This window comes from Candidatus Planktophila sp. (assembly GCF_040402315.1).
GTDB lineage: Bacteria > Actinomycetota > Actinomycetes > Nanopelagicales > Nanopelagicaceae > Planktophila.
This window is the reverse complement of record NZ_JBBAMU010000003.1, coordinates 31,125-50,709: the sequence shown is the minus strand read 5'-3', so window position 1 is coordinate 50,709 and position 19,585 is coordinate 31,125. Positions and strand designations below refer to the sequence as shown.

16 protein-coding genes are annotated in these 19,585 nt (G+C 48.1%); 7 read left to right on the top strand and 9 right to left on the bottom strand.

Features of this window, described 5'->3' with window-relative positions; all coding sequences use genetic code 11:
- Positions 1 to 5 precede the first annotated feature (5 nt).
- The 5 genes from ccsB to AC9UEP_RS01275 are packed head-to-tail and all read right to left on the bottom strand — an operon-like array spanning position 6 to position 4,268.
- A complete protein-coding gene (ccsB, locus tag AC9UEP_RS01295) occupies positions 6 to 920 on the bottom strand; it encodes a c-type cytochrome biogenesis protein CcsB (protein ID WP_509543306.1) in 915 nt (304 codons plus the stop codon).
- On the bottom strand, positions 920 to 2,386 hold the full coding sequence (resB, locus tag AC9UEP_RS01290) for a cytochrome c biogenesis protein ResB (protein ID WP_509543304.1): 1,467 nt from the start codon (positions 2,384 to 2,386) through the stop codon (positions 920 to 922). The genes ccsB and resB overlap by 1 nt, the downstream gene beginning before the upstream one ends.
- Positions 2,386 to 3,111 carry a cytochrome c biogenesis CcdA family protein gene (locus AC9UEP_RS01285; RefSeq protein WP_509543302.1) on the bottom strand — a complete coding sequence of 242 codons (726 nt, stop codon included), beginning with the start codon at positions 3,109 to 3,111 and terminating at the stop codon, positions 2,386 to 2,388. The genes resB and AC9UEP_RS01285 overlap by 1 nt, the downstream gene beginning before the upstream one ends.
- On the bottom strand, positions 3,108 to 3,644 hold the full coding sequence (locus tag AC9UEP_RS01280) for a TlpA family protein disulfide reductase (RefSeq protein ID WP_509543300.1): 537 nt from the start codon (positions 3,642 to 3,644) through the stop codon (positions 3,108 to 3,110). The genes AC9UEP_RS01285 and AC9UEP_RS01280 overlap by 4 nt, the downstream gene beginning before the upstream one ends.
- 3 nt (positions 3,645 to 3,647) lie before the next feature.
- The gene (locus tag AC9UEP_RS01275) at positions 3,648 to 4,268 is read right to left on the bottom strand and encodes a histidine phosphatase family protein (protein WP_509543298.1); all 621 of its coding nucleotides are present in this window, start codon (positions 4,266 to 4,268) and stop codon (positions 3,648 to 3,650) included.
- Between the two features lie 51 nt (positions 4,269 to 4,319).
- Here AC9UEP_RS01275 and AC9UEP_RS01270 point away from each other — a divergent pair, with 51 nt between their 5' ends.
- The 4 genes from AC9UEP_RS01270 to AC9UEP_RS01255 are packed head-to-tail and all read left to right on the top strand — an operon-like array spanning position 4,320 to position 10,071.
- Positions 4,320 to 5,081 (top strand): HAD family hydrolase, encoded by a 762-nt coding sequence (locus tag AC9UEP_RS01270; RefSeq protein ID WP_509543296.1) that lies wholly within the window; start codon positions 4,320 to 4,322, stop codon positions 5,079 to 5,081.
- Positions 5,082 to 5,126: 45 nt separating this feature from the next.
- Positions 5,127 to 7,328 (top strand): helicase-associated domain-containing protein, encoded by a 2,202-nt coding sequence (locus AC9UEP_RS01265; RefSeq protein WP_509543294.1) that lies wholly within the window; start codon positions 5,127 to 5,129, stop codon positions 7,326 to 7,328.
- The gene (locus AC9UEP_RS01260) at positions 7,325 to 8,425 is read left to right on the top strand and encodes a M20/M25/M40 family metallo-hydrolase (protein ID WP_509543292.1); all 1,101 of its coding nucleotides are present in this window, start codon (positions 7,325 to 7,327) and stop codon (positions 8,423 to 8,425) included. The genes AC9UEP_RS01265 and AC9UEP_RS01260 overlap by 4 nt, the downstream gene beginning before the upstream one ends.
- Positions 8,422 to 10,071 carry a DNA repair helicase XPB gene (locus AC9UEP_RS01255; protein WP_509543290.1) on the top strand — a complete coding sequence of 550 codons (1,650 nt, stop codon included), beginning with the start codon at positions 8,422 to 8,424 and terminating at the stop codon, positions 10,069 to 10,071. The genes AC9UEP_RS01260 and AC9UEP_RS01255 overlap by 4 nt, the downstream gene beginning before the upstream one ends.
- Here the strand turns inward: AC9UEP_RS01255 and AC9UEP_RS01250 are convergent.
- Positions 10,034 to 10,285: a glutaredoxin family protein gene (locus AC9UEP_RS01250; protein WP_509543288.1), complete on the bottom strand. Its 252-nt coding sequence runs from the start codon at positions 10,283 to 10,285 to the stop codon at positions 10,034 to 10,036. The two genes, AC9UEP_RS01255 and AC9UEP_RS01250, sit on opposite strands and share 38 nt — an antisense overlap.
- Before the next feature lie 44 nt (positions 10,286 to 10,329).
- Between AC9UEP_RS01250 and AC9UEP_RS01245 the strand changes: the two genes are divergently transcribed.
- On the top strand, positions 10,330 to 12,696 hold the full coding sequence (locus AC9UEP_RS01245; protein WP_509543286.1) for a fibronectin type III domain-containing protein: 2,367 nt from the start codon (positions 10,330 to 10,332) through the stop codon (positions 12,694 to 12,696).
- 2 nt (positions 12,697 to 12,698) lie between these two features.
- Here the strand turns inward: AC9UEP_RS01245 and AC9UEP_RS01240 are convergent, their stop codons facing one another.
- Positions 12,699 to 13,889 carry a hypothetical protein gene (locus tag AC9UEP_RS01240; protein ID WP_509543284.1) on the bottom strand — a complete coding sequence of 397 codons (1,191 nt, stop codon included), beginning with the start codon at positions 13,887 to 13,889 and terminating at the stop codon, positions 12,699 to 12,701.
- Complete coding sequence (gene proC / locus AC9UEP_RS01235) at positions 13,889 to 14,704, bottom strand: pyrroline-5-carboxylate reductase (protein WP_509543282.1); 816 nt, start codon at positions 14,702 to 14,704, stop codon at positions 13,889 to 13,891. Before proC ends, AC9UEP_RS01240 begins: the two co-directional genes overlap by 1 nt.
- Positions 14,705 to 14,734: 30 nt before the next feature.
- Between proC and AC9UEP_RS01230 the strand changes: the two genes are divergently transcribed.
- A complete protein-coding gene (locus tag AC9UEP_RS01230) occupies positions 14,735 to 15,544 on the top strand; it encodes a DUF3109 family protein (protein WP_509543281.1) in 810 nt (269 codons plus the stop codon).
- A gap of 26 nt (positions 15,545 to 15,570) precedes the next feature.
- Positions 15,571 to 16,938 (top strand): DNA repair protein RadA, encoded by a 1,368-nt coding sequence (radA, locus tag AC9UEP_RS01225; protein ID WP_509543279.1) that lies wholly within the window; start codon positions 15,571 to 15,573, stop codon positions 16,936 to 16,938.
- A 47-nt stretch (positions 16,939 to 16,985) separates the two neighbouring features.
- On the opposite strand, the gene AC9UEP_RS01220 is transcribed toward radA, so the two are convergent.
- Positions 16,986 to 19,487 carry an ATP-dependent Clp protease ATP-binding subunit gene (locus AC9UEP_RS01220; RefSeq protein ID WP_509543277.1) on the bottom strand — a complete coding sequence of 834 codons (2,502 nt, stop codon included), beginning with the start codon at positions 19,485 to 19,487 and terminating at the stop codon, positions 16,986 to 16,988.
- Positions 19,488 to 19,585 lie beyond the last annotated feature (98 nt).

Here is a 19,585-nt window from a genome sequence, read left to right as displayed (position 1 = left end):
GACTTCTACAGCCCAGAGTAGGTGTGCTTTCCGGTTCCCCACACATTTACATATACGTAATTAAATAAGAATGTAGATCCAGCAAAAATACAGAGCCATGCCGCTCGGCGTCCGCGCCAGCCAACAGTTACACGTGCATGTAGGTAAGCGGCATATGCAACCCAAGTAATAAAGGCCCAGGTCTCTTTTGGATCCCATCCCCAATAACGACCCCAAGCAGCTTCTGCCCAGATTGCTCCGGCGATCACTGAAAAAGTCCAGAGTGGAAATACAAATGCAACCAGGCGATAGGAAAGTTGATCCAGAACTTCAAGGCTCGGTACTCGTTGCAACCAAGCAGGACGCGCGCCTCTCTCTTCAACTCTTTCAAGATAGAGATAAGCACCCGCAACAACATTTGCAAGTAGGAAGACCCCACCAGAGATAATTGCGGTAACTACATGGATAACAAGCCATGGTGACTTCAACGCAGGAACAAGTGGTGAGCTATCGCGGTAGAGCAATGTGATTGCGGTACCAAGCGTCAGCAGCGCTGAAATTGATATGAAAAGCCCAAGCCAGCGAAGGTCATACTTTCGAAGCGCAGCCAAATAGGCACCAGTAAATGCGAGTGCTCCGGTGATTGAGAACTCATACATATTTCCCCAAGGAACATGCTCAGCCGAAATTCCACGTGCAACCACTCCTGCGAACAGGAGTAGGAATGCCAAAATCATTAGCGCGGTGGCAATGCGTGCTATTTTTTCAGTGCGCTTGTAATCCAAAGTCTTTACGAGCAGATTTCCCTGTGTTGAATCTGAGCTCTCCGGTGTGCGCACAGCAAAGGCAGTTTCAAAGGCGTGAGCAATAAATGAGAGGGCAAAGACAGCCATAGCTGAGTACACGCAGTAGTTAGAGATGTAGGCCCACGTAGTCTGCATTATTTCCCTTCCTTTACATATGAAACAAATTTATTTACTTCTACTTCCAAACCAGGCGCACTATTTTTTGCGAGTCCTGAAACTTCAACTCCACTTTCTGTCACGCGAATCCAGATCCTGCGACGACGACCGTAAAGTGAAGTAAGCAATCCTGCGATGGCAAGAATACCGCCGATGAGGGCATAACTCTTTCCAGGATCTTGCACTACCTGCAGATTGACCCATGGAATGACTGTTTCTAGTGTGATGGAGCCACTGGCATAGTTAAATGTGTCACCTGGCTTTACTGAGCCCAGTCCAATCTGGGTCAATTTTTCGGTATCAATCTTGTAGACCGATGTAGGTACGCCCGAGTCCAATCCAAGATCTCCCTGCCAGATAGAGAATAGAAGCTTGGGATCAAGCAATTCTGGATATATAGATATTGCGCCCTGCGAAGTTGTTCGAGCGTTGGTGGGAACAAAGGAAACTACAAAGCCAACAGCTGGATCGGCGTCCGGAACTTTGATGGCACCAATAGATCGCAGATTCCCATCTTGCGGAAGGAGCGGAACGGGGCCTTGGAGCACAACGTTCTTACTGTTATCACGCACCGTAACAACAGGGCTATATCCATTGGCTTGCAGGTAGACGCGTGTGCTGCCGAAGGTAAGTGGCTTATTAACTTTTACAACTTTCTTACTGGTCTTACCCTCATATACAACTGTCACCCACGCGGTGTAATCAAGCGGGGCGCTTGTCCTTGGATCATATTTGGCATCAAATTTATCAACATTAATTTGAAAAGGTTGCAAAGAATTGTCGCTTTTAAGTTTTCCAAATGAGAGAGAGTCATACGTTGTTGGAACATTGATAAATCGTTCTCCCACGTTCACAATGGCATAACCATTCATACCGAAGAGGGAGCCGAAGCTGACTCCTACTAGAACTAAGATCAGAGATAGATGAAAAAGAAGATTTCCAGTTTCTCGCAAATAACCTTTTTCAGCCGAGATCGAATTACCTTCAACTCGCACTCTAAATCGGTTTTTTCTAAACCAGATACCTGCTCGCTCAAGTGCTAGCGGCGGCGAATCAAATTCCTGATAATGCGAAAGTCGAGTTAAATTCTTAGGTGTGGCAGGTGGCTGAGCCAGCATCGCTTCGTAATGTTCAACGGTACGTGGAAGTACGCAACCAATTAGTGAGATAAAAAGAAGTATGTAAATTGCGCTAAACCATGGCGAGGCATAGACCTCAAAAAGTGATGCTCGGTCATACCAACGCGCGAGCTCGGGATTGCTACTAAAGAAATCACGGACAGCCATTGGGTTTATTGGTCTTTGTGGAATTAATGAGCCAGGTATTGCCGCTACTCCCATCAGCATGAGCAGAATTAGCGCGGTGCGCATGCTTGTCAGCTGTCGCCATGCGTATCTAGATAGAGCCACAAAGCCTAACTCTGGTAATTCTCGCTGTTCTGTCATTAGATCACCGGACTAAAATCTGCGATCAGTGAACGTAGTGAAATCATGAGATCTGACCAGAATCCCAGAAGTTGCAGAACGCCAATCACAATAAGAAGAGAGCCACCAAACTTTGTAATCAAGTCACCTCTTCTCATCAAGAACTTACGGAAAGATTCTGATTTATCTAGATAGAGGCCGGTGGCGATAAATGGAATTCCCAGACCAATGCAATATCCAAGGGAAAGAATTGCTCCACGCATCGCACTTGATTCTTGAAAAGCTAAGGTCTGCACTGTCGCTAAGGCTGGACCGATGCATGGCGTCCAACCAACACCGAAGAGGAATCCCAACAATGGTGCGCCAACAAGACCACCGGTAGTTGAAATCTTTGGCTTTACTGTTGGCATCATAGGAAACAAACCAAGAAAAATGAGCCCCATCAGAATGGTAAATATGCCAAGCACCTGGGTAATCAGCTCTTCATTAGTTGCAACGCGAGAACCAATTGCACCAAAGAGAAGACCGTATGAGATGAAGAGCGCGCTAAACCCAGCTACGAATAGGAGTGAGCCGAGAAATACTTTTCCACGAGATTTCGAGAAACCGGCAGCGAAGGCAAGGTAGCCAGGAACAAGCGGTAGAACGCACGGAGATAAGAATGAGACCACACCTGCCACTATTGCTAGTGGCAGGGCTGTCAGCAAAAAACCGCTCATAATCTGGTCAACAATGAAATCTGTCATTCTGCCAACACCTTCTCGATCAAATCCCGCAAGGATGAGACTGTGACAGCACCTGAGATGCGGGCAGCAACATTTCCCTGCTTATCAATGACAACTGTTGAGGGGATTGCATTAGCGGGTAGCGAATCCCGGAATCCAATGAGTACCGCATCATCAATCAAAGTTGGATATGGAACGTTGCGCTTTCGCACAAATGCTTCCGCATTTACTGGATTATCACGCGTTAAGATTCCAATGAATGCAATCTCTGGATACATCAACGCTAGCTCAGAGAGTGCTGGTTCTTCAGCTCTACATGGTGAGCACCAAGAGGCCCACACGTTAACAACGGCAACTTTGCCTACTGAGTATGTGTAGTTGGTTCCAAGTAAGGTCTTTCCGGAAATTGCAGGAGCAGGAATGCGATCACTGGAGTTGATAAATGTAACTGCCCCATCACCAGAGATGTAGCTCTCTTCTGCCTTCGATGCACCACCATTGCTGCATCCCACTAGCGCCAAGAGTGCAATAATTATCGGAATCAATTTTTTCATATTTTACTTCCGCGGCAACAGATGCTTTGCTGGTTCAGAGTAGGACGTTCCAGAGATCATTGCTTCGTCATCAAAGTGAATACTGGTAACCGAAGCCAATGTGCACTGGCGCTTGCGTGGATCGTGAATCAGTTTTCGACCTTCGATGGCGCTTCTTAGAATCCATATCGGTAGTTGATGTGAAACAACCATTGCATCTTTACCTTGCGCCGCATCTCGTGCTTGGAAAACAGCAGCTAGCATCCGTGAAATTTGCTCTTCATAAGGTTCACCCCATGATGGTTTCCAGGGATTAACCAGATGTTTCCATGATGATGGGTGTCTAAGAACCCCGCTACCAAGTTCAAACTTCTGACCTTCAAATATGTTGGCTGCCTCGATTAATTTTTCATCTGTGGTGATATCCAGTGAGTGTGCCCGAGCAATTGGAGCCGCAGTCTCTTGTGCACGTTGTAGCGGCGATGCATGTAGCGCACCGAGATCAATCGACTTCGACCAATCGGCAATAACCTGTGCCATCTCTTGTCCGCGTTGTGACAGTCTCCATCCAGGTTGGCGGCCGTAGAGAATTTTTTCAGGATTCTCGACTTCACCATGACGGATTACGTGAACAATCGAACTCATACCCCTAATCATAAAGCGTCTATTTCTACCGCGTATCGCTAGGGTAGTGACATGGCACTCATGGCAAATCGAGCGGCCTTTTTCGATGTAGATAACACCCTCGTGCGAGGGTCGACGCTCTACTTTCTCGGAAGAGGCATGTACCAGCGCGGCTTCTTCACAAAGGCCGATATCTCTCGATTCGTGGTCGCCAACCTACGTTTTCGCATGACGGGTACGGAAAAGAAGGAAGTAATTGAAAAGTTTCAAAATGCGGCAACTGATTTCATCGGTGGCCATAAAGTTGAGGAGATTAAAAAAGTCGGGGAAGAGATTTATGATGAATTCGTCTCACCAAAATTATGGCAAGGAACATTTGAGATTGCAAAATCTCATCTAGATCGCGGTGAAGAAGTTTGGTTGGTAACTGCGGCGCCTCAAGATATGGCCGACATCATTGCCCAACGTCTAGGATTAACGGGAGCTCTCGGTAGTAAGGCAAGCATTAAAAATGGTGTGTATACCGGTGAATTAGAAGGAAAACTTCTGCACGGAATAGAGAAAGCAAAAGCAATACAAAGACTTTCAGAGGAACATGGATTTATCCTGGAAGATTGTTACTCATATTCAGATAGCCACAACGACATTCCCTTGTTGCAAGCGGTGGGCCACCCATGTGCAATTAATCCTGATGCGATTCTTCGAATTCGCGCACTTGCTGAAGGATGGCCAATTCACGATTTTCGTAGAGCTCGATTTGTCAACCGTTTACTTGGGCCGGCGGTCAGTAGAATCGCTGCCCTGGCAACCCTGCTCTCTCCTCGCAAACGCTAACCCGATTGGCACATAAACCTCACTTACGGCTATCGTTGGCAGGTTATGGAAATTCGCTCTTATGCCGATTATCTGCGCGCACTCGATGATGCCGCGCTCATCTCCATATTTTCCTATCGCCCTGACTTAATCACTCCGGTTCCACCAGATATCGCAAGCCTGGCAGTGCGTGCTTCATCTGCGCCCAGCCTTGCTCGCGCAGTAGATGCCCTTAATAAATGGCAGCTGCAAGTACTTGAAGCGTGCGCAGTGATGAATGAACCTTTTACGGAAAAGGAGATAGCTTCCGTAACAGATAAATCTGCACTTTTTGTTCTGCCTGGGCTGATTGAACGGGCTCTGATCTATCAGGATAAAGATGGCCTTCGGGTGCCATCAACGCTGAGGGAAGTGCTCGGAAATGAAATTGCTGGCCTCGGCCCCGCATCCCTTGGTACTTTGAAGTTAAAGAAGTTAGAAGATGCACCTGCTGCGGCTAAAAAAGTTCTGGATGCCATGTTCTGGGGACCACCGCGCGGCGCTGTAACTGATGTCAAGAAGCCTGCTGCTGGAGTTCAGTGGTTACTAGATGAAAAACTCCTCATTGCATTTAATCAACAAACGGTTGTAATGCCGCGCGAAGTAGCAATGTATTTACGCGGAAATAAAGTTCATCGCCAACTTGAAAATACTCAGCCCTCAGTCACGGGCGCTGTGCGTGATACTCGTAATGTGCAACTAGCTGCGATCGCAAATATCGCTACCTTCCTTCGCTGGACTGAAGAGGTATTGAATTTTTGGGCGCAAGAGCCTGCCACAGCACTCCGTTCTGGTGGCTTAGGTGTGCGAGAACTTAAAGAGCTATCGGCTCATTTAGGTGTCGATGAAACGTGTGCCGCTTTTGTTGCAGAAGTTTCATATCTAGCAGGGCTGCTCACGATTGATCCGGATGACAAAATATTGCCTACTCACCAATTTGATATTTGGCTTACCCAGAGTGTTTCTGTGCGTTGGCAATCACTGACATCTGCTTGGTATATCTCATCGCGAATGTCAGGACTTGTTGGCAAAGAAGGACAGAAGAATGTTGCACCTTTGGGCCCAGAGCTAGATCGTTCAATGGCTGCGGCTACCAGACGATTAGTTCTGCAACTACTCAATGAAAATTCTGCCATTGCCCCGGATTTAGATTCGCTGCATCAATCTGCACAATGGCTTGCCCCAAGTAAACGTTCAGGTGGGCTACAACTCGATTATGTGACATGGACTCTGCGCGAGGCCGAATGGCTGGGAATAACGGGCCAAGGAGTGATCTGTGCATACGGCGCTGACTTCTTAGCCGGCGGCGACAATGAGTCAATCAATACCGACCTACCAAAACCTGTCGATCACATACTTATCCAAAGTGATAACACCGCCATCGCTCCGGGTCCGCTAGAACATGAAGTAGCGCAAGAGTTAGCGCTAATTGCAGATGTGGAATCAAGAGGAGGCGCCACCGTCTATCGATTCTCAGAGGGCTCGATTCGCAGAGGACTCGACCACGGACGCACTGGCGAAGAGATAACTAAATTTCTGACCAAAACTTCTAAGACTCCCATGCCGCAACCACTTGCGTACTTAATCGCCGATGTTGCCAAGAAACATGGAAAATTGCGTGTGGGAAATACCGCTTCCTTTATTCGTTGTGAAGATTCAGCTCTCATCACACAAATAATGGGAGATAAGCGACTTGAGATCTTGGGTCTGCGCAAGATTGCACCTGAAGTAATTATCTGTGGCCATGATGCCGCCGAGGCAATCAATGTGTTGCGAAGTTGCGGCTATCTGCCTGCCGCAGAAGATTCTCGAGGGTTACTGCTCAGCGGCCCGCGAATTCAACGAGCGCAAAGTAAGGCGCGGCCACCGAGGATTATCGGTGAAATTGATCGCCCCGATGAAATTCATATTGCGGGTGCGCTGCGAGCGCTTCGCGCTGGCGAGAAATCAAGTCGTAAGCAGAGCACCATGCGCAACATTGCAACTGAGGCGTTAGGTTCACTTCCTCGCACAACTGCAAATGAAACCCTCGAACTCTTAAGTGATTACTTGCAGAATCAACCTTCAACATCTCTCTCTATTGGCTATGCCGATAACAATGGGCTCGTTTCTCACCGCATTATTGACCCGCTCAAACTCAGCGCCGGCTCACTTGTCGCGCGAGATCACGCTACTGGTGAAGTGCAGACCTTTAGAATCGCTCGAATCACGGGGGTGGCTGCGCTATGACAAGCGAGAAGGTGGCCCAATACGGCAGACTTCTGCCTATGTTGGCCGCCCTAGAAGCGCTCGTTCGCTGTGAATCACCCAGCGATGATCTTGGCGCTTGCCGCTCGGTTGTCACACTTGCCAGTGATATTGCCACGCGCGTACTCGGTGTTCCGGCACAGATAAAAGAAATTGAAGGTCACCCTGTTTTTTGGTGGGGCGCTGAATCACCTGATGTAGTCATTCTTGCTCACCTCGACACCGTCTGGCCGATTGGTTCCTATCGACCTATCTGGGAAGTAAAGGGCGATGTACTACGCGGGCCTGGCACATTTGATATGAAGGCCGGATTTATTCAAGCACTCTATGCCCTTAAGGGAATTGAAGGATCTGTTGCGCTCATTGCAACTACCGATGAAGAAACCGGAAGCCATTGTTCTAAAGCTTTGATTAAAGAAGTCTCATCAAGAGCGAAAGCAGTTTTGGTCCTGGAAGCGTCATTGGACGGGAAAGTGAAGACAGGTCGGAAAGGTACTGCGATGTATCAGATTGCAGTTCATGGCCTGGCATCTCATGCTGGCCTCGAACCAGAAAAGGGAGTGAACTCAACTACTGAAATTGCCCACATTATTCTTAAGCTTTCCGCTCTGGAAAATACTGAACACGGAACCACAGTTGTGCCAACCCTGCTCAGCTCCGGAAATACTACAAATACCGTTCCTGATTTAGCAACACTTGATATTGATGCCCGCTCATTTTCACAATCAGAACTTGAAAGAGTTGATCGTAAGATTCGTGCTCTTGTTGCAGAGAATCCCAACGCTCGCATTGAAGTTACTGGTGGACTTAACCGCCCGCCGTTACAGCCCGCATCGACCAAAGCACTCTATGAGCGAGCCGAGAAAGTTGCGGCAGCAATTGGAATGCCTGCCTTAGGTTCTGCCGAAGTTGGTGGAGCTAGTGATGGAAACTTTGCAGCTGCTGCAGGTGCGCAGGTGCTAGATGGACTTGGCGCCGTGGGTGGCGGTGCCCATGCACCACATGAATGGGTCAGTATTTCTTCGATGCAACCTCGCAGCGATTTCCTACATGCTTTTATTAAGGATTTGCTCTCATGAGCGATGGCCCATTAATCGTTCAGAGCGATAAAACACTTCTTCTTGATGTTGACCACATACTCTCAACCGAATGCAGACGTGCGATTGCACCCTTTGCAGAGTTAGAGCGCTCCCCGGAACATATTCATACCTACCGGTTAACCAATCTTGGACTCTGGAATGCACGCGCAGCCGGACACGACGCAGAGTTGGTAATCGATACTCTGATTAAGTACTCGCGCTATGCGGTTCCGCATTCACTGCTTGTCGATGTTGCCGAAACGATGTCTCGCTATGGTCGGCTGCGATTAGAAGCTGATCCTGTGCATGGACTTATTCTTGCCACCACTGACGTTGGAGTGCTGGAAGAAGTAATTCGCGCCAAGAAGATTGCGCCACTACTTGGCATCAGAATTGATAATGAAACAATTGCAGTCCACCCCAGCCAACGTGGTCAGATTAAGCAATCACTTCTTCGTCTTGGCTGGCCAGCCGAAGATTTTGCCGGCTATGTCGATGGCCAAGCACATGAGATTGCACTAAAGCAAGATGGTTGGAAGATTCGCCAATACCAAGAGCATGCCGCCGAAGGATTCTGGCATGGTGGTTCCGGTGTTGTAGTACTTCCGTGCGGAGCTGGAAAGACAATTGTGGGCGCTGCCGCAATGGCCCATGCGAAGGCAACAACTCTCATTCTTGTCACCAACACAATTGCCGCCCGTCAGTGGCGTTCTGAATTACTCAAGCGCACAACACTTAATGACGATGAGATCGGCGAATACTCTGGGTCAAAGAAAGAGATTCGCCCGGTAACAATTGCCACATACCAAGTGATGACAAAGAAGAAAAATGGCGTCTATGCCCACCTTGATCTCTTTGATACCCACGACTGGGGACTAATCATCTATGACGAAGTACATCTACTCCCCGCGCCAATCTTTCGCTTTACTGCAGATATTCAATCTCGCCGCCGACTGGGATTAACTGCAACCCTTGTCCGCGAAGATGGCATGGAAGGTGAAGTCTTCTCGCTCATCGGTCCTAAGCGCTTTGATGTTCCTTGGAAAGAGATTGAGGCCCAGGGTTATATCGCGCCAGCTGAATGTATTGAGGTGCGAGTAAATCTCACCGAAGCCGAGCGGCTTGCTTATGCAACTGCTGAGCCAGAAGAACGTTACCGATATTGCGCAACTACTCGTACGAAGCGAAATGTTGTGGAAGAGATTGTGGCTCACCATGCCAACGAGCAGATTCTTGTTATCGGCCAATATCTTGATCAGCTCGATGATTTATCAGAAACTCTTGGCGTTCCGGTAATTAAAGGTGAGACGCCGCAAAAAGAGCGCGAACGCTTATTTGCAGCATTTCGTACTGGTGAAATTACATGTCTTGTTGTCTCAAAGGTTGCAAACTTCTCTGTTGATCTACCGGAGGCAACAATTGCTATTCAGGTTTCCGGAGCCTTTGGTTCTCGCCAAGAAGAAGCACAACGTTTAGGACGAATTCTGCGACCAAAGGCAGATGGTCGTGGCGCGATATTTTATTCAGTAGTTTCCCGAGACACTATTGATCAAGACTTTGCTCAAAACCGGCAACGCTTCTTAGCCGAGCAAGGTTACTCATATCGAATTATTGATGCTGACGATATTTTTCAAGGCAAGTTTTAAATCTCAACGGGTCAATTCTATAGAAATCATGGTGTTCGCCATTGATATGAATAACCGGAACTTCTGTTCCATATAACTTTTCCAGCTCGGTGTTACCATCTATAAATAGTATTTCCAAAGTAAAGGCTAACTCTTCGACCAACTCCTGAAGAGTTTTCTCCGCAATTTCACAGAGATGACAGCCTTGGCGTGAATAAACCGTGACTGTGACCATGACTGCATTCTCGCATCCTGATAGCGTTGGGCGCTATGAGAGGCATGAAACCAAGAGCTGGCAGCGCTCTCACAATCTTCACTCTTGCTCTCTCCCTTCTCACTCCAGTCCAGTCATATGCTCTTAATAATTTCAAGGTCGCACCAGCTACTACCTGGGGATATATCTATGCCGGACCATCCGTAGCAAAGACGCAAACCCGTGCGCCAAAGGTTGCTTATTTAGAACAGAAATCTAAGTTTGTTATTATCTATCAGAATTTTCCAGAATGGGCGAAGAAAGATTTCCAAGCAGCGGTAGATATATGGGGTGCTAATTTTAAATCGAGCGTTCCAATCACTATCGAGGCAACGTGGAGCCGGGTAGCTGCCTATAGCGTTCTGGGTAGCGCGCGACCAGGAAATTACTATTCCGGCTTTGATGGTGCACCTGACCCAAGTCTCTGGTACCCATCGGCTTTGGCAAACGCTCTGGCAGGTAAAGATTTAGATTCCAATAATCCAGAAATGGTTATCCAAGTGAATTCAACTGCGGGTTGGAATACTCGTAACGATGGCGCCCCGCGCGTAACTGAATACGATCTCCAATCTGTCTTCTTGCATGAAATGGGACATGGCCTAGGTTTTCTCTCAACCGATTCCTACGATGATCTCTTTGGTTACGGAACTATTGAGCAACCCACACCATACGATGCATATGCGCAATTACCAGATGGTCGAAGACTTGCCGACCTTCCTTCTCCATCACTTGAACTTGGCAAAGCTATGACATCAACTCTTGTGTGGTCTGGCGCCTTTGGAATAGCAGCCAACGGAGGTGTAAAGCCACTTCTATATACACCTGCGCGATATGAGGAGGGATCTTCAGTCAGTCATTTAGATGAAGCAACATATTCAAAATCTGAACTAAATCGCATCATGACACCTAATCTTGATGCCGGTGAAATCTTTCGCGAACCTGGCCCGCTACTACTTGCCATGATGGAAGATATGCGTCGTAAGCCTCCCGTGGGTGTGGCCGTTGGAATTCCACAGGTGGTGCGAAATGCTGCGGCGCTGATCTCCGATAGCTCTGTCATTGTTACCTTCGACCCACCAGCAAATGCTCGCTCTGCCCAAATAACAAGTTACTCGGTCCGAAATCTCAAGACAGATCAAGTGATAAGCGCAATGTCATCTCCCATAACCTTTACTGGCCTTAAGAATGGCACCAGTTATCCCTTCAGCATTGTGGCATCCAATTCCAACGGAACTTCTGATGCCGTGATTACCGCTCCAATTACCCCGACCGCAGCGTGGAAGCGATTTGTTATCGATAATGCATCAGATGCCAAGAATGTAACGAGCATTAACTTCAATAGAAAACCAACCCTGCTCTATACCGATTCCAATAATGGGCGTCTGAAGATTGCAACGTGGGAAGGTATGAGTTGGAAGAAGCTCACTGTTGATGGCACAGGTGGAAGCACCCCACGTACTAAGAGCCCCATTACCAGCCCAATATCAACATGTGTGAATGGGTCGGGAACAAGTCAAACTCTGCATATCTTCTACTCCGAAAAGGTAGATCGAGATCTGCACTACGCACGTTATGACGGTAAGACATTTACCTACGAAATCATCGATGGAAATGGCACTGCGGTAAATGATTACAAGGACCCTATCCGTGTGCGCACTGCAAGTGATGTCAGCGTTTCAAATGCTTGCGTAGCAACGACAGCTGGAATTCAAGTCTTCTATCGTGATGAGAGCCAAGGCATTCTCTTGGGCGCTGCCAAACCAAAAGGTGCAACTAAGTGGAGTTATGAGTTAGTCGATGGAGATCGTAAGACTGATGGCCGCAGTACAGGTGATGTGGCATTTCACCTCAAGGCTGTCTATGACGGCCGAAAGACCTTTGTTATTTATGACTCTGTTCTGACAATTAATCAGCGCAAAGAAGCAACATCGGGTGAAGTGCGGGTTGCATCACGCGACACACTTTCCACCTTGCCTTGGAGTTATTACAACCTCGATGCTTCCGGGTCCTTTACTCCGATGGCTGGTTACGATATCTCTATCGCAAAGACTCTTACTGGAATCAAGGCAAGTTGGATGATTGCTAGTCCGGCAACAATGCCAAGGCCTAATCGAATTCGTTGGAGCACAGTACAAAGCACCCCTGAGCAAAATGTAATTACCCCGGAAAACTTTGGCGCGCCAAGTAAATTCCTAAATACAGATGGTGATGCCACGGCTTTTAATTGCGCGCAAAGGTTATGCGTCCTAGATCATTCACGGGGCACGCCATCCATAAAGTTAGTTGCTACTGAAGAAAATCAGGATGGGATTGCCTCGGCCTGGGTTGTCGTAAATCGAGTTCGATATTTAGTTGCCGGCTATAAAGGCCAGCTCTCAATGTTTCGTCCCTAGATTTAACGGGCAGCGATACGAAATATGGTTGGCGCCTGATCTGTACTTTGCGCAAGACCCACAAGACCCAACTCTTTTGAGTAGGCCAGTGCAATAGGGTTACTAAGTTCGGATGAACCAAATGCACTTGTCATAATTCCTTTTGAATCAAATGCGATTACAAGTAACTGCGACTTACTTGGCTTCCATCCTATGATTGATGCAATCACCGATTTTGAAACTATCGCTGCATAACTTGAACCAGCTGCAGTAATTGCCCGTGATTGACCGATGGAGGAGAACCTGATTGTCCAAGTAGGTACAAACGTTGAAGTAAATTTTGTAATGGCAGTTTCGGTAATTTTTCCAACTTTCACATAACCACTTAAGAGCAAACTCGAATCGGCACTTAACCACGAGCGATCACCTTTGATGGCAGTGCTTCGAACTACGGAAGAGATTGCTCCTGCCTTGGTGACTTTAACAAGTACACCGTCGCGAATTCCAGCTAACTTCTTTCCTCCTAGAGTTTCAGTACTCGAACCAATTAGTGATGAGCCGCCATCACTATTTCGAACAACAGCGTTAATTGTGGTCTTAGCTGTACCGATACTTACTTGTTGTGAGAATTCACCTGTGGCGCTCATGTTCTGCAGAAATGTTCTATCGGAAAGTACTCCGGTAATAGATAACCCAGATTTATTTACTGAAATAGAGTTAATCAGGCCAGGAAGATCGTATTGAGATGTATAGGTTGCTAGCAGTTCACCCATGGGGGATATCTTCCACACGGTGAGCACGTTGAGATCTCCTCTCAATTTTTGAGGAGCTTCCGGCGCTATGGCATCAGGGTTTTCAGCTACGACAGTTACTGTCTCTTCTGATGCACTCTTTACTTGCGATGAAAAGCCGGCCAGCCACACATTTGCCGCACCATCAACTGTTATTGCCATGGCAACTTCATCAACACCTGAATCAAGTACTTTCTCCCATAACAACACACCTGCTCCATCAACTGCACTGAGAGCGATATCAGTTGTTTGTGAATCTATCGTTGCAATGGTGATGATGGAGGAGCCAGACACCGCCAGCATCTCGGCACCAGGAACACTCAAAAGAGTTGTCACTTTCTTCACAGCTATTTTCTTTTGCACTGCTTGCGCTGGTTGAGCCAGTGCTAAAGATATTACGAGAAGAAGTGCAATTCTTCTCATTACTGCGCTAACTCTGCGGCACGTTTGGCAGAGGCTGCCATCGCATCGGCGACAATCTTTGAAATTCCCGCTTCATCAAAGACTTCAAGTGCTTGGGCAGTTGCACCTTTCAGGCTGGTAACTTTTTCGCGAAGAACAGTTGGGCTATCACCGGATTCTTCCAACATTGCGGCAGATCCTACGATTGTTTGCACCGTAAGAGTAGTTGCATCCTCGCGTGATAGACCGAGTGCAACAGATCCCTCAATCATCGCTTCAACGAATCGGAAGAAGTAGGCCGGACCTGAGCCACTTGTTCCGGTAATTGCATTTTGCAAATCTTCTGGAATAAGGAGTGACTTTCCGGTTGCGGTTAGTAGTTGTTTGACAAACTTCGTCTGATCTTCGCTAACACCAGCAGCCAGTGAGTAACCGGCCATACCTTTACCAACTAAGGTGGGAGTGTTTGGCATCACACGGACGATAGCTCTATGGCCACTTAGACCTTCTGAGATTGCGGCGATGGTTTTGCCGGCAAGGAGGGAGATCACGAGAGTTTGGGGCCGCAGATGCGGCGCAATTTCAGGCAATAAATCTGAGAGACCCTGGGGTTTTATTCCTAGGAGGAGAACATCAGATGAAGAGATGGTTTCAGCTAACCCAACGACTGTGACACCGTACTTCTTTGCCAGCTCTTGGCCACGCTCTTGTCTGCGTACAACAATGGCAATTACAGCGGGTTGCATTCCGGAACGAATAAGGGCTGCAATAAATGCTTCACCCATAGTTCCGGCACCGATGATGCCAACTCTGGAGATGCCTTTGTAATTAGCCATGGCGAAAGAGTACGCGTAGGCTCTGCGACTATGTCAGAGATAAAGCCAGGTTTTGCACGTGATTGGGTCGAATTTGCAGATCCAAATGATGAAGAAGAAATTTTCAAGTGCGACCTCACATGGTTGACCTCATTCTGGACCTGTATCTATGGCGATGGCTGCCAAGGTGTATTTAAGGATCGCCCGAATGATGGATGCTGCACCGAAGGTGCGATGTATTCAGATGAGGATGATGAAGAGCGCGTACGTAAGGCAGCGCAATATCTGACTCCTGAAATGTGGCAATTCTATGAAGAGGCTCGCCCAAAGAAAGCTGGCGGCAAGCTTCGTATTACCGATTTAGATGAAGATAAAGAACGTAAGACTCGCACCGTAGACAACGCATGCATATTTCTCAACCGCAAGGGTCATGAAGCACCAGGATTTACTGGATCATTTGGTTGCGTATTGCATCACCTGGCACAGCAGCGAGAAATTCACTTTGTAGATACAAAACCCGACGTCTGTTGGCAACTACCACTGCGTCGCAGTTTTGAAACTCGCGAAGTTGGCGAACGTGAATACCAAATCACCGTCATCGGTGAATACGAGCGTCTTGCTTGGGGCGATGGTGGAGATGATTTTGATTGGTACTGCACAAGTAATACCGATGCTCACGTAGGTAGCGAACCTGTCTACATTTCCAATAAGGCAGAATTGCAACATCTCATGGGTAAAGATGCCTATGCAGTTCTTGCCCAGCATTGCGATAAACGAATTGCCGGCATCAAAGATGCTCAGGCTCGCTCGCTACCGCTCTTCGTTATTCAACACCCAGCCACAATCGCAGCCGGTAAGTAGTCAGTTCTCTGGTCTAATCTAGGACTATGGCCAAAGTTGAGAAGGACCCATTTCGCTGTTTTGAATGCGGCTGGAGTTCACAGAAGTGGGTTGGTCGCTGCGGAGAATGCCAGGCATGGGGCACAGTTGAAGAACTTGCTGCGCCAAAGAAGCTCTCACTCGTTGCAGGTTCTGTTACCAATAAAGCAATGGCAATTGGCGATGTCGACCTATCGGCTGCGCACGCAAGACCAACCGGAGTATCAGAGTTAGATCGAGTACTCGGTGGCGGACTTGTACCGGGTGCGGCCATATTACTTGCCGGCGAACCCGGCGTTGGTAAATCAACTCTCCTACTCTCGGTTGCCGCACAAAGTGCTGCCAAAGGAATTACCGCACTCTATATTTCCGGTGAAGAATCTGCTTCCCAAGTTCGCTTGCGGGCAGAGCGCATTAATGCGATTAACCCACAATTATTTCTTGCCTCGGAAACAGATTTAGGCGCAGTCATTGCACATATCGATGCGGTCAAGCCCGAGTTACTTATTATCGACTCAGTGCAAACTATCGGTTCAGCTACCGCCGATGGTTCACCTGGCGGCGTAACACAAGTTCGAGAAGTAGCAGGGGCGCTCATTCGCATCTGCAAGGATCGCGATATCACGCTGCTCTTAGTTGGTCACGTGACAAAAGATGGTTCTATCGCCGGTCCGCGCTTGCTCGAACATATCGTCGATGTAGTTCTTCAATTCGAAGGCGAACGTCACTCACGACTTCGCCTAATTCGCGCTATTAAGAATCGTTTTGGCGCCAGTGATGAAGTTGGTTGCTTTGATTTAAGTGATACTGGAATTGAAAGTGTGCTCGACCCCACCGGGCTCTTTACTTCTCGGCACACTGAACCAGTTCCTGGAACATGTGTCACCGTTACCCTGGAAGGTCGTCGCCCACTTCTTGCCGAGATTCAAGCGCTAGTTAGCGCTGGGCGTGAGAATGACTTTGGAAATGCCCGCCGGGTAACAAGTGGTCTCGATGCTGCTCGTACCTCTATGACACTTGCCGTGCTCGAGTTGCGCGCCCACGTTCGAGTGGGTGGGCGCGATGTTTATGCGGCAACTGTCGGTGGCATGAAGATGTCCGAACCTGCTGCCGATTTAGCTCTCGCACTTGCCGTTGCATCGGCTGCTAAGGGCTTGGCGCTACCCGCAGATCTCGTTGCCATTGGCGAAGTTGGGTTGGCAGGTGAGATTCGCAAAGTAAGCGGTGTCTCGCGCAGATTAGCTGAGGCATATCGGCTAGGTTTCAAACGCGCCTTGGTTCCAGCTGGCTCTGATGTGAAGATAGATGGAATGGAGATTGTCGAAGTTTCTCGTCTTGATCAAGCCCTGGCACGCGTAAAAATCACTGGTGATTGATGCATGAAAAAGAAGTTACTAATGAGCCCGCAGTTAAGTGCGTGCAATTAAGCAGTAGGTGCCTGTGCTAAATCCTCTGGGCTATCTGGCATTAATACCTTCGGTGCACCCTTAAAGGTGAACTTCGCATCAGCATCGGCGCCTTCAACATCGACCACAATAATCTCGCCAGCCTTGAGCTCTCCAAAGAGAATGCGCTCAGAGAGTGAATCTTCGATCTCTCGTTGAATCACTCGACGAAGTGGACGCGCACCTAGTAGTGGGTCATAACCTCGAGCTGCAAGTAAGTCTTTGGCAGCCTGGGTGAGTTCGATACCCATATCTTTGGCTTTCAAGCGCTCATCGAGGTTAGCAATCATGAGATCAACAATCTGAATGATCTGATCCCTAGTGAGCTGGTGGAAGACGATGACATCATCGATGCGGTTCAGGAACTCTGGACGGAAATGGTTCTTGAGTTCGTCTTGTACCTTTCCCTTCATGCGATCGTAATTTGTGAGGTCATCATCGGCGTTGGCAAAGCCAAGTCCGAGTGACTTCGAGATATCACGTGTTCCAAGATTTGTGGTCATGATGATGACTGTGTTTTTAAAGTCAACCGAGCGACCTTGGGCATCGGTCAAACGACCATCTTCTAGGACCTGTAAGAGTGAGTTGAAGATATCTGGGTGAGCCTTTTCAATCTCATCAAAGAGCACAACCGAGAACGGACGACGACGCACCTTTTCAGTGAGCTGACCACCTTCGTCATAGCCAACATATCCCGGAGGTGAACCAAATAAGCGTGATGCAGTGTGACGTTCTGAGTATTCAGACATATCAAGCTGAATCAGCGCAGCCTCATCACCAAATAAGAATGATGCCAGGGTGCGAGAAAGTTCTGTCTTACCAACACCTGATGGGCCAGCGAAGATAAATGATCCACCTGGACGCTTTGGATCTTTAAGACCTGCACGTGTGCGGCGGATTGCTTGCGAAAGCGCCTTGATTGCTTGGTCTTGACCGATCACACGACGATGGAGTTCATCTTCCATGCGAAGCAGGCGAGCAGTCTCTTCTTCAGTTAACTTAAAGACTGGAATACCAGTCGATGCAGATAAGACTTGCGCAATGAGCTCTTCATCAACTTCAGTGACCTTATCGAGGTCGGTAGCCTTCCAATTCTTTTCTGCTTCCTGCTTCTCTTGAATAAGTGTCTTCTCGTTATCGCGAAATGATGCTGCACCTTCAAAATCTTGGGCATCGATTGCAGATTCCTTGGCCTTGCGAGCTTCGGCAATCTTGTCATCAAATTCACGAAGTTCAGCTGGAGCTGTCATGCGCTTAATGCGAAGACGTGAACCTGCCTCATCAATTAGGTCAATTGCTTTATCAGGCAGGAAGCGATCTGAAACATAGCGATCTGCCATATTTGCAGCCGCTGCTAGTGCGCCATCAGTAATTGATACGCGGTGGTGTGTTTCATAGCGATCACGAAGACCCTTAAGAATCTCAATGGTGTGAGCAACTGAAGGCTCTTTCACCTGGATAGGTTGGAAGCGTCGTTCCAACGCGGCATCTTTTTCGATGTGCTTACGGTATTCATCAAGTGTGGTGGCACCTATTGTCTGGAGCTCGCCACGAGCAAGCATCGGCTTCAAAATACTGGCCGCATCAATCGCACCTTCGGCTGCTCCTGCTCCGACCAGGGTATGAATCTCATCGATAAAGATAATGATGTCGCCACGTGTCTTGATTTCTTTCAGAACTTTCTTAAGGCGCTCTTCGAAATCACCACGGTAGCGAGAACCGGCAACGAGTGCGCCTAGATCTAGTGAGTAAAGCTGCTTATCTTTCAAAGTTTCTGGCACATCGTTTTTCGCAATTGCTTGCGCTAAGCCTTCAACAACTGCAGTCTTTCCGACTCCAGGTTCACCAATAAGAACTGGGTTATTTTTTGTGCGGCGAGAAAGAATCTGCATCACACGTTCAATCTCTAGGTCGCGGCCGATAACAGGATCAAGTTTGCCTTCACGTGCAGCTGCTGTGAGGTTACGACCGAATTGATCGAGTATGAGTGAAGTTGAAGGTGTTCCTTCGGCCGGACCACCTTGCGCAACAGTTTCTTTACCTTGATAGCCAGAAAGAAGTTGGATTACTTGTTGGCGAACTCGGTTGAGATCTGCGCCAAGCTTTACGAGAACTTGTGCGGCAACGCCTTCACCTTCACGAATGAGCCCAAGCAAAATATGTTCAGTACCAATGTAGTTGTGGCCAAGTTGAAGTGCTTCCCGGAGTGAGAGTTCAAGAACTTTCTTTGCGCGAGGTGTAAATGGAATATGACCACTTGGTGCTTGTTGACCTTGGCCAATAATTTCTTCAACCTGTGCGCGAACACCTTCAAGAGAGATGCCGAGTGATTCCAGACCTTTAGCAGCGACGCCTTCACCTTCATGGATGAGGCCAAGGAGGATGTGCTCTGTGCCAATGTAATTATGATTGAGCATGCGTGCCTCTTCTTGAGCTAGGACAACTACTCGTCGAGCTCGATCGGTAAAGCGCTCAAACATTGGCGGACTCCTTTATTTTTAACTCTCAGATTGGTACCCATAAGCCTATAACCCCACCCGGGCAGGGCGCGAGGTAGAAAGCTACCTGCCTCATAGAA

Coding starts and splice junctions, on each gene's coding strand:
- AC9UEP_RS01275 (WP_509543298.1), bottom strand. CDS start 4,268: ATGAGTTCGATTGTTCACGTAATCCGTCATGGTGAAGTCGAGAATCCT.
- AC9UEP_RS01270 (WP_509543296.1), top strand. CDS start 4,320: ATGGCACTCATGGCAAATCGAGCGGCCTTTTTCGATGTAGATAACACC.
- AC9UEP_RS01255 (WP_509543290.1), top strand. CDS start 8,422: ATGAGCGATGGCCCATTAATCGTTCAGAGCGATAAAACACTTCTTCTT.
- ccsB (WP_509543306.1), bottom strand. CDS start 920: ATGCAGACTACGTGGGCCTACATCTCTAACTACTGCGTGTACTCAGCT.
- AC9UEP_RS01250 (WP_509543288.1), bottom strand. CDS start 10,285: ATGGTCACAGTCACGGTTTATTCACGCCAAGGCTGTCATCTCTGTGAA.
- AC9UEP_RS01280 (WP_509543300.1), bottom strand. CDS start 3,644: ATGAAAAAATTGATTCCGATAATTATTGCACTCTTGGCGCTAGTGGGA.
- AC9UEP_RS01285 (WP_509543302.1), bottom strand. CDS start 3,111: ATGACAGATTTCATTGTTGACCAGATTATGAGCGGTTTTTTGCTGACA.
- AC9UEP_RS01230 (WP_509543281.1), top strand. CDS start 14,735: ATGTCAGAGATAAAGCCAGGTTTTGCACGTGATTGGGTCGAATTTGCA.
- resB (WP_509543304.1), bottom strand. CDS start 2,386: ATGACAGAACAGCGAGAATTACCAGAGTTAGGCTTTGTGGCTCTATCT.
- AC9UEP_RS01260 (WP_509543292.1), top strand. CDS start 7,325: ATGACAAGCGAGAAGGTGGCCCAATACGGCAGACTTCTGCCTATGTTG.
- AC9UEP_RS01265 (WP_509543294.1), top strand. CDS start 5,127: ATGGAAATTCGCTCTTATGCCGATTATCTGCGCGCACTCGATGATGCC.
- AC9UEP_RS01245 (WP_509543286.1), top strand. CDS start 10,330: ATGAAACCAAGAGCTGGCAGCGCTCTCACAATCTTCACTCTTGCTCTC.
- AC9UEP_RS01240 (WP_509543284.1), bottom strand. CDS start 13,889: ATGAGAAGAATTGCACTTCTTCTCGTAATATCTTTAGCACTGGCTCAA.
- AC9UEP_RS01220 (WP_509543277.1), bottom strand. CDS start 19,487: ATGTTTGAGCGCTTTACCGATCGAGCTCGACGAGTAGTTGTCCTAGCT.
- proC (WP_509543282.1), bottom strand. CDS start 14,704: ATGGCTAATTACAAAGGCATCTCCAGAGTTGGCATCATCGGTGCCGGA.
- radA (WP_509543279.1), top strand. CDS start 15,571: ATGGCCAAAGTTGAGAAGGACCCATTTCGCTGTTTTGAATGCGGCTGG.